This is a genomic window from Vibrio artabrorum (assembly GCF_024347295.1).
Taxonomy (GTDB): Bacteria; Pseudomonadota; Gammaproteobacteria; order Enterobacterales; family Vibrionaceae; genus Vibrio; species Vibrio artabrorum.
In genome coordinates this window covers 645,357-660,638 of the sequence record NZ_AP025459.1, presented here as the reverse complement: position 1 = coordinate 660,638, position 15,282 = coordinate 645,357, and the positions used below count along the sequence as shown (strand labels likewise).

The following is a 15,282-nucleotide window of genomic DNA, read 5'->3' as shown; positions in this document are numbered from 1 at the left end:
CGGCGTTATGGACAAACACTCATTTGAGAGCGCTCGATTGCATGCTTATGTTAACTATAGAGATAAGGCTATCATTTTATCTTGGTAGAAGTAATAAATTGACCAAAAGTTTCACACCAAATCACAACCGAATTAAATCGTTCAAAACAGGCAGTGCAGTAACACCCAGCCCAAAAACAACAACACCCACGGCTAAGTGGGTGCAAAATTATACTGATTGTTTGATCGCGAACGCCCTTTGCTTAACGAGAGTACTATTGAATACTCTCAACAATATCAAGAGAGTTCGCGTTCTAAGCTGCTATTTTTTGTAGTGAACTGCGGTACGTTGAGACAGCTCAACAATCACTTTAACCGCCTGTTCCATACCTTGAATCGTAATGAACTCATGAATACCGTGGAAGTTATAGCCACCAGTAAAGATATTCGGACATGGTAACCCCATAAACGACAAGCGAGCACCGTCCGTACCACCTCGGATAGGCTTAATCATTGGCTCAACATCGCACTTAATCATCGCTTGCTTAGCCAATTCGATAATATGTTGATGTGGTTCTACCATCTCTTTCATATTGAAGTAGCTGTCAGTCAACACCAACTCAACATGGCCCTTTTCAAGACGCGCATTTAACTCATCCACTTTCTGTTGCATGAATGCTTTACGCGCTTCGACTCCTTCTCGCTCAAAATCACGAATGATGTAGCCTAATTCAGAATGCGCCACGCCCATTTCAGCCGATTTCAAGTGGTAGAAACCTTCATAACCTTCAGTACACTCAGGTGTTTCTTGCGCAGGCATCATCAACTGGAATTGCGCCGCAATGTTCATTGAGTTGACCATTTTACCTTTTGCCGTACCCGGATGAACGTTCACGCCATGACAAATAACATCGGCGCTCGTGGCGTTAAAGTTCTCAAATTCCAACTCTCCGACAGGGCCGCCATCAATAGTATACGCCCACTCAGCACCAAATTTTTTCACATCAAACAAGTTCGCGCCACGGCCAATCTCTTCATCTGGCGTAAAGCCGATACAAATGTCACCGTGTTTGATTTCAGGGTTCGCTTTCAGATAAGCAATTGCACTGATGATTTCAGCGATGCCCGCCTTATTATCAGCGCCAAGCAAAGTCGTTCCATCTGTCGTGATCAGATCATGTCCATGTAGGTGATTAAGATCTGGGTATTGGCTCGGGTTCAAGCTCTCACCACTGTCACCTAACTCAATGGTTTGGCCTTGGTAGTTTTTAACAACTTGGGGTTTAACGTTTAAACCAGAAGCATCAGGTGCAGTGTCCATATGTGCGACAAAACCAATGGATGGCACTGGGTAATCAACATTCGACGGCAGCTTTGCCATCAAGTAACCGTTTTGGTCTAGAGAGACATCAGCTAACTCTAATGCGATCAATTCTGCTTTTAAGGCTTCAGCAAACGTGATTTGACCCGGAGAACTTGGGCATTGCTGATTAGAAGGATCGGATTGGGTATCAAAAGTAACGTAATTGAGGAAGCGTTCGACAAGCTTTTCCATAATTCATCTCACCATGGATTAAGTGATTGAGTGACTGACTTAATTATTTATGTAGATAAGTAATTATTTGCTATTGGATTACTTACGTAGAGTCAGTAGCGAGGTTTTTATCTTACGCCCCTAGCCATGTATGTAATTGCTCTAAATCATTATTGTGCGAAATTAGGCAAGCTTCCTATACTAGAAACAGAGGGTTTCGTCAGTTATACCTTGCATCAGGATGATAAACGATGACTTTGTACACATTCTACGCCCTCCACTCTCAGCCTAAAAAAAGTACAAAGTGGATGATGATCACAATTTATCCTTGATGCAGAATCAGTCATACGTTACACGGAGACACAGTTATGACGATCAATAAATATTTTATTTTCTATCCTCAAGCCTGTGAGGAAACACTTCAGCCCGTATTAACAGACAAAGAAGTTCAAAGACAGGAAGCGCTTAAACGTGCGCAGACCCAAGGTGGGTTAGATACAAACGCGACCTCATAACTCAATGAATACCGAGCACAATTAAGACCCTGTCTCGTCCTAAAATACCCCTATAAAATAGCTCTACGCCCTATTCTGTAGAGCTTTTTTATTCTTGATCTATTCTGATCGCCCACGTTTTGACGATTAGAACGTCACTCGTCACTTCTTGTTCATCACTTTTCACAAGTGTATTTTCGCCCATGACTCACGCAAGCTTATCGCGCTGAGAAATGATTCACTAAACTCTCTGATGTCATACCTTGTCGCGCCATTTTGTGCTAATAATTCATATTCGTTTTCATTCCTCACTCGCCCGCTTTTCAACACTATAATGCGAGTACCAGAGAACCTAACCACAGGAATCCCGAATTCAATGGAATATTCAAAACTAGGCAGTAGTCAAATTCCCGTTTCCCGTATCTGCCTTGGTAGCATGACTTGGGGGCTACAAAATACGCAACAGCAAGCAGACCAACAGATCGAATACGCATTAAGCCAAGGTATTAACTTTCTTGATACGGCAGAAATGTACGCGGTTCCACCTTCTCCGGAGACCTACGGCAAAACAGAAGCGATTATTGGTAACTGGTTATCGCGTCATCCACAGCGCCGCCAAGAGCTCATTATTGCCAGTAAAATAGCGGGGCCCGGACTACCTTGGGTTCGAGATGGTGGTCCGATTACGGGTGACGCCGTTATCGCCGCCGTTGATGCTTCCTTAAAGCGTTTGCAAACTGACTATATCGACCTTTATCAACTGCACTGGCCGAATCGGACATCTCCACACTTTGGTAAACATTGTCCAAATCACATTCGATTCAGTGACATCGACCGAAAACAGCATGAAGCGGATATGCTGGAGATCCTCCAAGCACTGGCGACCTGCATTAAGGCCGGAAAAATTCGCCATATTGGTCTTTCAGATGACACCACTTGGGGCATTAATACTTACCTTAAGCTAAGTGAGAAGTACGATTTACCGCGTATGGTCTCTATCCAAAATGAATTCAACCTGCTACACGCAAAAGATTGGCCGTATTTGATTGAGAACTGTGTGCACGAAGATGTCGCTTACCTGCCATGGTCGCCTCTGGCTGCGGGTATGCTCAGTGGTAAATACATTGATGGTGCAAGACCGGAAGGCAGTCGTTGGACTTACATGCAACGTAAAGGCATTTTCCGTGACACTGAATCTGCCAATGAAGCGGTTAAAGGCTATGTTGAAGTGGCGAATGCTCACGGGTTCACTCCGTGCCAACTGGCATTGGCATGGTGTAATCAAGTCGATGGTGTGACGTCCACTATCATTGGTGCAACGACGATCGGGCAGCTAAAAGAGAATGTTGCTGCTTTCAGTAAGCCATTATCAAAAGAGATTCTTACCGATATCAACACGGTTTTTAAGCGCTATCCTGCTCCGTACTAAGCCGTCAATTTACCGGCCTGTTCGGTTGAGCTTAACTTAGGTCAGTCAATCCCATAAGAGCGCGCTATTGAGTGCGCTTTTCTTTTTAAGTGGGGCGCTTTGCTTTTTATGTGGATCGCATTGAGTTATCACGCTTTTGGTTCTCCAGCCTTTGCTCTATAATGCGCGGGCTTATATCTAGGATAAAAACATGATTTCAAAAAACCAATTAAAACTCCTTCGCGCTTTGGGCCAAAAAAAACAACGTAAAGCCCATGGCCTGTTTCTAGTTCAAGGTGAAAAAAACGTTCTTGAGCTGTTCAATAGTGACTTAGTCGTGAAGAACGTCTTTGCTACCGCGGATTTCTTATCTGAAAATCACGCTTCACTGATTGAGTTTGATTGTGTTGAAGCTTCGTTAGACGACCTTACCAAAGCGAGCACTTTGGTGAGTAACAACGCGGCGATTGCGGTTGTTGAGATCCCTGCCGTTAAATTACCAAAAGCAACCGGGCTGATGATCGCACTTGATGGCGTGTCAGACCCAGGTAACCTAGGCACGATTATTCGCGTAGCAGACTGGTATGGTATCAAGCATATCGTTGCCAGCAGCGATTGCGCAGACCCATACAACCCTAAAACGATCAGCGCGACTATGGGCAGTTTTGGCCGAGTTCAGGTAAGCCAAACAGATTTACCAGCTTACTTAGAGCAAGCGAACCTGCCTGTTTACGGTGCATTCTTAGAAGGCGAAAGTGTCCATAAGACAGAGTTTACGGCCAATGGTATTTTACTGATGGGTAGCGAGTCACACGGTATTCGTGAACATGCGGCTAAGTTCGTAACGGATAAGATCACGATTCCCGCATTCGGTGGTGCCGAATCTTTGAACGTAGCCATGGCGACAGGCATTATTCTCGACAACATGCGTCGTCAGCATAGCTAATCGATTCGAGAAAAACGACTAGCCAGACTTAGCGGGTATTTAAGAGCAAGATTCCCTATCTTGCTCGTCCCTCGCTGTAGGGAATGACGTAAAAAAGAGAATCGAGGCAAAGTTTACTTCAGCCGTCACTCTCAAGAAGGAGGAACGACTGAGTTGGGGATCTTTTTTTGAGAAAGTTTATTTCAAGTAACAGAATTACTTTTCTAGCATTGCCAACTTATCAGACACACCATTCCACTTTTCAGCGTCATCCATCGGGGCTTTGACTTCCGTTTGTACCGGCCAAATCTCAGCAAGCTCTGCATTCACTTCGATAAAGATCTTTTGATCTTCTGGCAGATCATCTTCTTGGAAAATAGCTTGAGCATCACATTCAGGTACACACAAGCCACAATCAATACATTCGATTGGGTTGATTACCATGAAATTGGGGCCTTCATGGAACGCATCTGCGGGACACACGGCCACACAGTCTGTGTATTTACATTGAATACAATTATCGCCTACGACAAATGCCATGTTGCTCTGCTCTATAAGTTAGTCAAAATTGAAGAATGGGGATAATACTCATCCCAAGGCAAAATTCAACATCATACGGCGCCAATATGATGTCTATTTGCGCCATGTTTCCAAATTAGTATGACAGATAAATCAATTTCTCGTAAAATGCGCGCCATTGTGAGCTTATCACTTCTTTTCAATTACAGCGTTTCAAAAAACGCTGTGTTTAGAAGTGGTCTAGCTAAGACACCTTAAAAACGAGACATCAAAATGATACGTTTAACCGAAATTAAACTCCCACTAGACCATGAAGAGTCGGCAATTCAAGACGCTATTGAAGCGAAACTTGGTATTCACTCTGATCAGGTACTCTCTTTTAATATCTTTAAACGTGGCTACGATGCTCGTAAGAAATCAAAAATCTTACTTATCTACACGCTGGATGTTCTCGTTGAAAACGAAGCTGAATTGTTAGAGCAATTCATCAGCGATCCGCACGTAAAAGTCACTCCTGACATGGCGTACAAATTCGTTGCTAAAGCTACGGAAAATCAGACTGAACGCCCTGTGGTTATCGGCTTTGGCCCTTGTGGCTTGTTCGCTGGCCTAGTGCTTGCTCAAATGGGCTTTAACCCCATCATCGTTGAGCGTGGTAAAGAAGTTCGTGAACGTACGAAAGATACTTTTGGTTTTTGGCGTAAGCGTACACTGAACCCTGAATCAAACGTTCAGTTTGGTGAAGGCGGCGCAGGTACCTTCTCTGACGGTAAATTGTACAGCCAAGTCAAAGATCCAAAGCATTACGGCCGTAAAGTAATTGAAGAGTTCGTTGCCGCTGGCGCACCAGAAGAAATTCTATACGTAAGCAAGCCGCACATCGGTACCTTTAAACTGGTTACCATGATCGAAAAGATGCGCGCTTCTATCATTGAACTCGGCGGAGAAATCCGTTTCAGCACCCGTGTCGACGACATTCATATGGAAGAGGGTCAAATTACTGGCCTAACGCTTTCTAACGGTGAAGAGATTAAATCTCGTCACGTGGTATTGGCTGTTGGCCACAGTGCGCGTGATACGTTTGAAATGCTGTACGATCGTGGCGTTTACATGGAAGCAAAACCTTTCTCTGTCGGTTTCCGTATCGAACACAAGCAATCGATGATCGATGAAGCTCGTTTCGGTAAGAACGCAGGCAACCCAATCCTAGGGGCTGCGGATTACAAACTCGTTCACCATTGTAAGAATGGCCGCACGGTATACAGCTTCTGTATGTGCCCGGGGGGGACTGTGGTTGCAGCAACCTCTGAAGAAGGCCGCGTAGTAACTAATGGCATGAGCCAATACTCTCGTGCAGAACGTAACGCAAACAGTGCGATCGTTGTCGGTATCGACCCAGAACGTGACTACCCAGGTGACGCACTAGCCGGTATCCGTTTACAACGTGAACTAGAAAGCGGTGCTTATGTTCTTGGTGGTGAAAACTACGATGCTCCAGCACAGAAAATCGGCGACTTTTTGAAAGGCCGCGATCCAAGTGCCATCGGTGAAGTACAACCGTCATTCACACCAGGTATCCACCTGACTGACATTTCAAAAGCACTGCCTGATTTTGCTATCGAAGCGATTCGTGAAGCAATCCCAGCGTTTGATAAAAAAATCAAAGGTTTTGCGACACCTGATGGCCTGTTAACCGGTGTTGAGACACGCACGTCTTCACCTGTTTGCATCAAACGTGGCAAGGACTTCCAAAGCATTAACTTAAAGGGTTTCTACCCTGCTGGTGAGGGTGCAGGCTACGCAGGTGGTATCCTGTCTGCGGGTATCGATGGTATTAAGGCTGCAGAAGCGCTAGCACTATCAATGGTAGAGCAGAACCAAGCAGAGAAGATTGAGATCGCTTAAACACTTTCGATACTCTAAAGCCCGATAGCGGTCAGCCAAAACTGAAAATCCAGTGTCTTGTCGACACTGGATTTTTTATTGCGCAAAGGCATCTAGAGTTATTAAGTAACGATTTCTCCGCTTACTTACATGTGTCTTTTGACCAGTTCACACCATTATCTGAACATTCAAATCGACTTGTTCCATTCTGGTAATAATAACCTTTAGTCCAGTTCCCTTGAGAATATTTAGACGTTATCGTTTGAGTATAATCAAACGGCGTATTTTCAATGTACGCATACTTATGTCTATTCCAGCTATCAGCACCGTATGAACTATTATCATCAAAATCTACCGACAGGTAGTCGAGCTCATCAAAGTCGCTACGCGACACGCTATTTAATGAATCTTCTAGATTAACCCACTCAGGGTGTGGCACTTTATTCTCAAAATTAAATTTCGCTTGTACCTGAGTAAACTGATCTTTGTAATCATCGACAACATCTGCCGTCAAGGTTTGCATGAATCCAACACCAACATTCTGACTTGAACAACTTTCCCAATCAGGTTGTTTAGACCAACCACGGTTCAGCACACCAAAGGTCGCGAGTGAGTTAGGTAAAACTTGTTGCTTGATCGTCTCCTGCACTGAACATGAGTACTCGATTCCATCACTATCCAATGAGAACCAAGCTTGTTTATCATACTCCAAGCCATTTTTCTTTTGGCTATTACGCTCGATATGTTTGTTTATGGCCAGTTCGGTCTGCAGATCAGCTGACACTTCATGTTCAATGACAATCAGTTTGTCAGCGGTCATCACTGTCTTAACTTTATACCACTTATTAATTTCATTCTTCTTGATGTTATCCCAATGCGCCCAGTAATAATCAACATAAGCTTGTTGAGCCTTGGGGTTCTCTTGTTGAATATCTTTGGTCTCTTGATATGACTTTTTGATAGCGGGCATCAATTTCTGCGCCAGTTCATAGAGCTCCGCATTTTGATCTTTAACAAAATCGCCATACAAGTCTTCGACTGCGATGTTGTATCGATTTGCAATTCGGATGTCATGTTCTTTCACATCTTGGATAATGCTATTTTGGGTGTTTACGGCTTGCTTCAACGCGGAACAACTGTTTAAACCACCTTTATATAAATCGGCTTGGATCTGATTCCATAACACGGTCGTAAGTGGTGTCGTCGATTTAATGTCTTGATTAGAACTCACCGTCATGACTGGCGGGAATACCAATTGATAAGGTGTTGTAATCGGCGAGTTAGGACTGTCCGCATCTATTGCACCAACCGGCACGTTCACTACGATGGGGGCATAGTTCATACAGTCAGAATTAGACCCCGTCAAAGACAACTGATAACTGCCCTCATCGTCCGTGATACTACTCGGCTCTCCCTCATCTAACACGCCATTATAATTGATATCTAGAAACGCAGTCGCCCCAGAAATATACCCATCAATGGCGATACCTTGTAAGGTTTTCGTCTGAGGAGCGGGAGTACTGGAACTGCTACCACCGCCTCCCCCGCCACAAGCCGTAAGGCCACCAGCGATAAGTGCGATAGAAATAAGTTTAAGTTTCATTCGATTAAATCCTAATGAAGTACATTGATAAGTAGAGTTGTCACTGAGGGGATGACCAGAAATGACTCTGACAGCCATAGCCGGTCATAATAGTGATGAGTATTAGAAAGAAACACGAAAGGATGCTCGCCGATTCGTGCTTGTTTTCATTTTGACCAGAAACCAAAAGATGGGGAATGGGTTTAAAGTGGATTAATTACTTCTCGCTCGACGCTATCCAAAGCTTATAAAAATCACTATAACCGGTTTGGTTTATCTCGACGCCGTGCACCTCGACACTATTAGCAACCATCTCTTTACCGTGAAATAATGGACAAAGTAACTTCTGTCGATAAAGCGACTGTTCAATCTCTTTCAACTCGTTCATAGGGTTTTCGCTACTCACCGCAACTCGAACTCTCTCGCAATGCGCCTTCATCTCAGCGCTATTGAAAATGAAGCGAAGTCCAGATGAAGCAAGTAGCCAATCATAAAGACCATAATCTATTGGTTGCTCGATAACTTCTTCAATGAATAGTAGGTCTGCTGACTCACTCATGGAGCTAGGGTCACTGATGTTGGGAAGTTCAACAACTTCAACCACAACACCAGTCTTGGCAATAGTTTGTTGTAGCCAGTCCGCCATTTCTTGAAGTAAAGGGATCGTCATTTTAGGTCGAGTTAACACAACATTTCCCGTCAAAATAGGAATGAGCTGATTGCTCGCTAATTCGTTGGATGAGAAAGACAAATCATCCACCACTATTTCAGGATCGAACTCTCTACTGCTGGATTTGATAAACAAGACTAAGCTGTCTAGGTCTTCAGGAGTTATGCCTGAGTTTTCTCTGCGATTAACCGCAAGGTACGAAAGTGCATTAATCGTAGTTTCTTCTGCTACGCCAGATTGATTAAAACTCAGGGTGTGATCATTTAAGCCCTCGATGTCGGTGAGCGTTATCTGTTCTAACAAGGCATTTTGAGCAAAGTAACTTCGGTGACGTTTAAGAACCAAGCGATCTTCGCTCCAATCATCTAATGAGAAAGGACCGGTTCCTATATAGGCACTGCGACCACTCGAAAAATAAGTACGCTTAAGACGGTAAATAGACGCGTGTGGACTACTTAATGCATAGAGAAACATAGGGTTTACGTGTGTTAGCTCAATCGTCAGCTGTTTATCACCCACAACTTGAACATCACTTAACTGATCAAATAAAGATTGTACCGGCCCTTCGAGGCTTTTTAACTGCAACAGGCATTGAGCAACATCTTTGGCCGTTAAAGTATCCCCATCATGAAATAACACATTCGGTCTCAACCAAAAATGCACAAAACGCCCCTCCACCTTCCAATGATGCGCAAGGCTCGCTTGAAGGTTCCCCGCACGATCTTGGACGAGTAACGTATTGTAGAGGCTTCTTAAGATATGATGTTCGGCGGTTCGGTATGTTTTAGCTGGCTCAAGGTTATCGACCCATGGATATTGAGTGATCAGTAAGTGGTCATGTTGTTCATTGAACAGACTATGTTTTTCAGTAGCGAGCGTTAGAGCCTTAATGGCCGCATCACCATAACTTTCTAGAAGACGAGGAATAACGTTAAAACACCCTTGCTCTAACTGAAGCGCTAACACTTGTTCTAATGCTTCGGAAAGGCTGACCAAAATTCTGAACTGGCTAAGCTTCCCTCGTCCTTTAGACGGGAGCCAACAAATCCAGCGATATTCCGATAAGTATTTAAGGATGATCGAGGTGTTTCTGCGAGAAGTCGATAGCGAGTGTTCGAGATCATCAATCGTTAGGTGATACTCTTCACCTAATTCATACTTTGCAATAAGCTGCTGAAGTCTACGTAAGTTAGCGTCGTTCAATGGATATCCGAATTAAGCATCTAGAGGAACGAAAATAGCTGTAACCCAAATGGGAGGTCTATTTACTCGTTCAAAGGTGGAATATGCGATGTGAAAAGGCCGACATAAATAGTATCAAGATCCAACTTAATTTATAAGCGCCGCTTTTAGCAAACAAAATAAGGCGATGATTAGTCTTTCACTGAATTCGTCATTTGCTCTGCATTCCACTTCCCTTCATGAATCGCTGAATTGACGTCCCTTCTTGGTAACCAACCCATGGTTTCGAGTTCAGGTTTATCTTTAAAGTGGTCTACGTATCCGATACACAGATACGCCACGATATCGATGTTTTCTGGAATATCTAACGCCTCTCGCAGTGTTGAATCATGCAGGATACTCACCCACCCTAAGCCTAGATTTTCGGATCTTGCTGCGAGCCATAGGTTTTGAACTGCACACACGGTGCTGTATAGATCCATCTCTTGTTTGATGGTTCTACCTAGCACTACCTTTCCGGTTCGACTACGGTCGCAAGTCACACAGATACCGATCGGTGATTCGACGATGCCTTCAAGCTTTAGACGCTTATACATCGCCTGCTTTTCATCGGTAAACATTTCCGCGGATTCGGCATGAGCCTGATTAAAACCGGCTTTGATTTGTTGCTTGGTTTCGATATCACGGACAACGACAAAATCCCAAGGCTGCATAAATCCAACACTGGGAGCATGGTGTGCCGCAGTTAATACACGCATCAACACATCTTCAGGGATCTCATCTGGCAAAAACTGACCACGGACATCTCGGCGAGAAAAAATCGTTTTATATACTGCATCGCGTTCATTCGGCGTAATTTCCATACATCCCTGTCTTATCGTCGTCTTATTGAGCCAGTATTATCCAACTAAAGTGTCTATGTTGCTAGGGCGCGTTGACCTTTCGTGGTTAAAATTTGTTCGAGATAAAAGCGTTTTAATCGCGGCGAGGGAGAAGTAGCCTAGTCATTCTAAGCAAATCTCCCTCAACAAAGAGTAAAACGCTTTTAGCCGAACCCTTCGGGCAGCGTTTGCTGGTCATTTCTACTACGTTATCGGCTTCTCTTGTAGGCTAGCTACACATCAAAGCCCCTGCCTTGTAAAAATACCCAGCAACTCGCTGCAAAAATCAGCTCGAAAGATCAACATGCCCTAGTAGTACACAAGCAACATGGTAGAATGCCGCTATTAATCTTATCCTTGTATAAGATTGTTAAACCTTTCCATCGCTATTTAGCCAAATCATACCGAGAAACTTATGCCATTTTCCAAGCTTGGATTAAGCTCACCTATTGTTAAAGCCGTGACAAAACAAGGCTATGAAAAGCCAACCTCTATTCAAGAAAAAGCAATTCCGATTGTGCTTTCTGGTAAGAACCTTATTGCGGCAGCACAAACAGGTACAGGTAAAACTGCGAGCTTTGTTCTCCCTATCTTAGAAATGCTAAGCAAAGGTGAAACGCAGCGTAAAAAACGTATCCGCGCCGTTATCCTAACGCCAACGCGTGAGCTGGCGGTTCAGGTTGAACAGAACATTACCAAGTACGCGAAATTCCTAAACCTAACATCACTCGCGATGTACGGTGGCGTATCGTACCAACACCAAAAAGACCGCTTGATTGAAGGTGTCGACATTCTGGTGGCAACACCCGGTCGTTTGATCGACATGTACGGTCAGCGCGCTGTTCACTTTGATGAAGTGGAAGTACTGGTTCTGGATGAAGCTGACCGCATGCTCGACATGGGTTTCATTGAAGACATCAACAAGATCATCGCGCGTCTACCACAAGACATCCAAAACCTATTGTTCTCAGCGACGCTTTCAACGCCTGTGCGTGCGCTAGCGAAAAGTGCAATCAGTGAAGCGGAAGAGATTTCTATCGCTAAGACTGATGCATCTAAGCCGAACATTGAGCAATGGTTGGTGACGGTCGATAAAGACCGTAAGTCAGCCCTACTCAGCCACATGATCACCGAAGGTAACTGGGACCAAGCACTTATCTTTATTGAAACTAAGCACGGTGCGGCTAAGTTGGTTGCTCAACTTGAAAAGCGTGGTATCCAAGCGGAAGCCTTCCACAGTGGGCGTAGCCAAGCCATTCGTGAAAAGATTCTGGCTGATTTCAAGAAAGGTCGTCTAAAATATCTAGTTGCGACAGGGGTTGCTGCTCGTGGTATCGATATCGATAATCTAAGTCGCGTAGTGAACTACGACATCCCATTCCCAGCTGACGACTATGTTCACCGTATTGGTCGTACAGGCCGTGCTGATGCATCTGGCGAAGCGATCTCTTTCCTATCGAAAGATAACTTCAAAAACCTGTGCATTATTGAAAAGCGTCTCGGTCACTTAATTGAACGTCGCGTCGTTGAAGGTTTCGAACCACGCAAAGAAGTACCCATTTCGGTATTGAATTTCGTTCCTAAGAAGAAAAGAGAACAGCAAAAACCTGATTAGTTTCAGCGACAGAAATTCGTTTTAACCAAAACAAAAAATAAGACGAAGCCTAATGCGGCTTCGTTTTGTTCTTTGCAAGATCAATAAAGTTGAGGCAATAAGATGATCACTCCTATCGCAACGAGATTAACCCGCGGCCAAGACCTCAAGCTTGAGATCCAAAGGTTAGTAACCACACACAATATCTCGGCAGGTTCTATCGCATCTTGTGTCGGTTGTGTCTCTCAACTCAATATCCGTTTAGCGAATGCGAACAATACCAAGCGAGTCCAAGCGCCATTCGAAATAGTCTCTGTAATGGCTACGCTAACCCCAAACCATCAGCATATACACCTATCGGTTGCCGATGAGAAGGGTAATGTCATTGGCGGTCATTTGCTGGAAGGGACACTTATCGCCACCACCGCTGAACTGATCGTTCACCGCTACGATACTTTGACCTTCGACAGAGAGCATGACGATTCGACGGGTTACACTGAGCTCACGATCAGCAGCAACACGCAATAGATCGCCCCATAGCAACACTAAGCGCCCCATATAAAGCGATACAACCAAATAGTATTAGGAAACACGATGGCTCCAAACTCCGCAGACTCCGTTATCGTTCTCGATTTCGAAACCACAGGCTTATCGCCAAACATGGGTGACCGAGCGATTGAAATCGGTGCGGTTAAACTCGTTAACGGCGAAGTCGTCGACACCTTCCAACAACTCATGAACCCTGGATTTCGTGTCAGCGGCTTCATTGAAAGCTACACCGGGATCAGTAACCGCATGTTAAGCACCGCGGCCAGTTGCCGTGAAGTGATGGATGAGTTTGCAGACTTTATCCAAGGCTGCCAACTTGTTGCTCATAATGCGTCATTTGATAAGCGCTTTCTCGATGCGGAATTAGACGCTATTGGCCGCGACTATACCGGAAAGTTTGCTTGCTCAATGTTGATTGCTCGTCGGCTAATCCAAGATGCGCCAACCCATAAACTGGGTGATCTTGTGCGTTTCAAAAATATCGATAACGATGGTACTTTCCACAGGGCATTAGCTGATTCAGAAATGACAGCAAGGTTATGGCTGTTAATGATCGATGAGCTGCAGAGTGACTACGGTATTCAGCAGCCAAGCTTCCAATTGATGCAAAAAATATCGAAGACAGCGAAAGGCTCAATTCCAACACTGCTCAAGCGCTATCAAAATTAAAACACTCACATGCCACCATAACTGACAATAAAGGCTGATGAGTGTCGTAACATCAGCCTCGTTATAGTCAAGTTTGACGCCCTACTCTTGCAATGCCATCAACGTTGATTTGAGGCTTGCTAACTCAGTCATAAAATAGGCCCATTGTTTATCGCTGCTCACTGCGGCTATATCCACCAAGAACTTTGCTGACGTCTGCATATTCTGCTCAAGCTGTGACTCAAGCTCATCTGGGTAATACGTTTCATTATTTAAAAGCAGGTTCATAATAATCGGCTGAGCGATATGCAGGTCGGCCTTTTTTTCCATCAACGTTGATATATCTTGATAAATAGCATTTTGATATTGCCGCCAATTCTCGTTCGTATTGACCCACGCTTGTGACCAAACAAAAATAATCTGTTTTTGTTCTTTCGATACCGACCCTAGCCAGCGCTCTAGCCGAGCTTCAATTCGACTTCGATATCGCGCTCTCGAATCTTCATCATTTAACCGCAACTTTTCTTCGTAATAGTCTTGCTGCTTTTCTCTAAAGTTCTTTAAGAATTGACTATCTTGCTTTGGACTAAGCTGCATGCTTAACGCATAAATATCCGGTGAAAACTGATTGATGATCGTGCGAATGTGGTTTTTTATTTGATCACTTTGGCCAACGATAAAAGTAGAATTGAGCTCGGAGCGGTCAACCTTTTCAATGGCTTCTAATTGAGTAATATACAGCGGCAGTTGGGTGTCTTTGTGCCATTGCTGCAAAACATTGAGACGCTCATCAAGCTCGGATTCTTGACTCTTTGAGAGAGAGACGAAATCTTCAATATAGCGAATAATCAACCAATCTATATTGTTATAGGCAAATTTAGTTCCGCATCCAGCCAATAGAAAACAGAACAATAATACTGACCAACGGTAATTTGTCATCAAACCCTCTCGCCATTTTTACTGAGTAATGGACTTCCCAATACAACCTTACTAAGGTTAGCTCAAGATCTTGAATACTGGTTCTAGCAGTAATAAACGCGTTTTATCAGACCTTTTCCATCAATATTATGAAGTAAATTGAGGCTCAACCTTGCTAATCTCGTTATTTCGGCAAATGATTAGAATAAAAGCAGCGACTGACCGAAGATAACTTTATTTATATTGTTCACATGACGGAATACGAACCATAAAAACAAATGGTTTACTTATGTTTAAAGGATTTAAATTGGGGGGAAAGCGATGTCCACAACGACTCATGAGACCCAAGAGTTAGAGTACGAACTTTGCTATTTTGACAATGGAAGACTCACTACAATTACGATATCCGCTCATAATCGACAGGAAGCGATAGCTTGGTATCTAAGTGAAGAAAGACATATCAATGATATCTATTCAATCAGGCCCGACGAATAAATTATTGATGCGTCATTAAT

The 15,282-nt window shown here is 43.9% G+C and carries 14 protein-coding genes and 1 pseudogene; 8 read left to right on the top strand and 7 right to left on the bottom strand.

Annotation, left to right across the window (positions count from 1 at the left end):
• Nucleotides 1-71 precede the first annotated feature (71 nt).
• Both OCU36_RS20175 and pepT read right to left on the bottom strand, forming a co-directional pair.
• Nucleotides 72-140 (bottom strand): annotated as a pseudogene (locus tag OCU36_RS20175) (DM13 domain-containing protein); the annotation flags it as partial.
• 161 nt (nt 141-301) lie between these two features.
• Nucleotides 302-1,534, bottom strand: a complete 1,233-nt coding sequence (gene pepT / locus OCU36_RS17045; protein WP_261840713.1) for a peptidase T — start codon at nt 1,532-1,534, stop codon at nt 302-304.
• 347 nt (nt 1,535-1,881) lie between these two features.
• Here pepT and OCU36_RS17040 point away from each other — a divergent pair, with 347 nt between their 5' ends.
• The 3 genes from OCU36_RS17040 (at nt 1,882) to OCU36_RS17030 (ending at nt 4,361) form a co-directional block, all read left to right on the top strand.
• Nucleotides 1,882-2,028: a hypothetical protein gene (locus tag OCU36_RS17040; RefSeq protein WP_261840712.1), complete on the top strand. Its 147-nt coding sequence runs from the start codon at nt 1,882-1,884 to the stop codon at nt 2,026-2,028.
• 355 nt (nt 2,029-2,383) lie between these two features.
• Entirely contained in the window at nt 2,384-3,436 is a 1,053-nt protein-coding gene (locus OCU36_RS17035) for an aldo/keto reductase (RefSeq protein ID WP_261840711.1), read from the top strand.
• A 190-nt stretch (nt 3,437-3,626) separates the two neighbouring features.
• On the top strand, nt 3,627-4,361 hold the full coding sequence (locus OCU36_RS17030) for an RNA methyltransferase (protein WP_261840710.1): 735 nt from the start codon (nt 3,627-3,629) through the stop codon (nt 4,359-4,361).
• Between the two features lie 195 nt (nt 4,362-4,556).
• Here the strand turns inward: OCU36_RS17030 and fdxA are convergent, their stop codons facing one another.
• On the bottom strand, nt 4,557-4,880 hold the full coding sequence (fdxA, locus tag OCU36_RS17025) for a ferredoxin FdxA (RefSeq protein ID WP_017074827.1): 324 nt from the start codon (nt 4,878-4,880) through the stop codon (nt 4,557-4,559).
• A 252-nt stretch (nt 4,881-5,132) separates the two neighbouring features.
• Here fdxA and OCU36_RS17020 point away from each other — a divergent pair, with 252 nt between their 5' ends.
• The gene (locus OCU36_RS17020; RefSeq protein ID WP_261840709.1) at nt 5,133-6,764 is read left to right on the top strand and encodes an NAD(P)/FAD-dependent oxidoreductase; all 1,632 of its coding nucleotides are present in this window, start codon (nt 5,133-5,135) and stop codon (nt 6,762-6,764) included.
• Between the two features lie 121 nt (nt 6,765-6,885).
• Here OCU36_RS17020 and OCU36_RS17015 read toward each other — a convergent pair whose 3' ends face one another.
• From OCU36_RS17015 to bluB, 3 genes are all read right to left on the bottom strand, one after another.
• The gene (locus tag OCU36_RS17015) at nt 6,886-8,346 is read right to left on the bottom strand and encodes a hypothetical protein (protein WP_261840708.1); all 1,461 of its coding nucleotides are present in this window, start codon (nt 8,344-8,346) and stop codon (nt 6,886-6,888) included.
• Between the two features lie 196 nt (nt 8,347-8,542).
• Entirely contained in the window at nt 8,543-10,198 is a 1,656-nt protein-coding gene (locus tag OCU36_RS17010; protein ID WP_261840707.1) for an ABC transporter substrate-binding protein, read from the bottom strand.
• Nucleotides 10,199-10,368: 170 nt separating this feature from the next.
• Nucleotides 10,369-11,040: a 5,6-dimethylbenzimidazole synthase gene (bluB, locus tag OCU36_RS17005; RefSeq protein WP_261840706.1), complete on the bottom strand. Its 672-nt coding sequence runs from the start codon at nt 11,038-11,040 to the stop codon at nt 10,369-10,371.
• 433 nt (nt 11,041-11,473) lie between these two features.
• Here bluB and OCU36_RS17000 point away from each other — a divergent pair, with 433 nt between their 5' ends.
• The 3 genes from OCU36_RS17000 to OCU36_RS16990 all read left to right on the top strand — a co-directional run bounded on the left by OCU36_RS17000 (nt 11,474) and on the right by OCU36_RS16990 (nt 13,870).
• A complete protein-coding gene (locus OCU36_RS17000) occupies nt 11,474-12,673 on the top strand; it encodes a DEAD/DEAH box helicase (RefSeq protein ID WP_261840705.1) in 1,200 nt (399 codons plus the stop codon).
• A 102-nt stretch (nt 12,674-12,775) separates the two neighbouring features.
• A complete protein-coding gene (locus OCU36_RS16995; RefSeq protein ID WP_261840704.1) occupies nt 12,776-13,180 on the top strand; it encodes a PPC domain-containing DNA-binding protein in 405 nt (134 codons plus the stop codon).
• Nucleotides 13,181-13,246: 66 nt separating this feature from the next.
• Entirely contained in the window at nt 13,247-13,870 is a 624-nt protein-coding gene (locus OCU36_RS16990) for a 3'-5' exonuclease (RefSeq protein ID WP_261840703.1), read from the top strand.
• 81 nt (nt 13,871-13,951) lie between these two features.
• Here the strand turns inward: OCU36_RS16990 and OCU36_RS16985 are convergent, their stop codons facing one another.
• Nucleotides 13,952-14,788, bottom strand: coding sequence for a DUF6279 family lipoprotein (locus OCU36_RS16985; RefSeq protein WP_261840702.1), 837 nt, complete (start codon nt 14,786-14,788; stop codon nt 13,952-13,954).
• 300 nt (nt 14,789-15,088) lie between these two features.
• On the opposite strand from OCU36_RS16985, the gene OCU36_RS16980 reads away from it, so the two are divergent.
• Nucleotides 15,089-15,262, top strand: coding sequence for an RNA helicase (locus tag OCU36_RS16980; protein ID WP_261840701.1), 174 nt, complete (start codon nt 15,089-15,091; stop codon nt 15,260-15,262).
• Nucleotides 15,263-15,282: the final 20 nt, after the last annotated feature.

Coding starts and splice junctions, on each gene's coding strand:
- OCU36_RS17000 (WP_261840705.1), top strand. CDS start 11,474: ATGCCATTTTCCAAGCTTGGATTAAGCTCACCTATTGTTAAAGCCGTG.
- fdxA (WP_017074827.1), bottom strand. CDS start 4,880: ATGGCATTTGTCGTAGGCGATAATTGTATTCAATGTAAATACACAGAC.
- OCU36_RS17015 (WP_261840708.1), bottom strand. CDS start 8,346: ATGAAACTTAAACTTATTTCTATCGCACTTATCGCTGGTGGCCTTACG.
- OCU36_RS17035 (WP_261840711.1), top strand. CDS start 2,384: ATGGAATATTCAAAACTAGGCAGTAGTCAAATTCCCGTTTCCCGTATC.
- OCU36_RS17040 (WP_261840712.1), top strand. CDS start 1,882: ATGACGATCAATAAATATTTTATTTTCTATCCTCAAGCCTGTGAGGAA.
- OCU36_RS16990 (WP_261840703.1), top strand. CDS start 13,247: ATGGCTCCAAACTCCGCAGACTCCGTTATCGTTCTCGATTTCGAAACC.
- pepT (WP_261840713.1), bottom strand. CDS start 1,534: ATGGAAAAGCTTGTCGAACGCTTCCTCAATTACGTTACTTTTGATACC.
- OCU36_RS16995 (WP_261840704.1), top strand. CDS start 12,776: ATGATCACTCCTATCGCAACGAGATTAACCCGCGGCCAAGACCTCAAG.
- OCU36_RS17020 (WP_261840709.1), top strand. CDS start 5,133: ATGATACGTTTAACCGAAATTAAACTCCCACTAGACCATGAAGAGTCG.
- OCU36_RS16980 (WP_261840701.1), top strand. CDS start 15,089: ATGTCCACAACGACTCATGAGACCCAAGAGTTAGAGTACGAACTTTGC.
- OCU36_RS16985 (WP_261840702.1), bottom strand. CDS start 14,788: ATGACAAATTACCGTTGGTCAGTATTATTGTTCTGTTTTCTATTGGCT.
- OCU36_RS17030 (WP_261840710.1), top strand. CDS start 3,627: ATGATTTCAAAAAACCAATTAAAACTCCTTCGCGCTTTGGGCCAAAAA.
- bluB (WP_261840706.1), bottom strand. CDS start 11,040: ATGGAAATTACGCCGAATGAACGCGATGCAGTATATAAAACGATTTTT.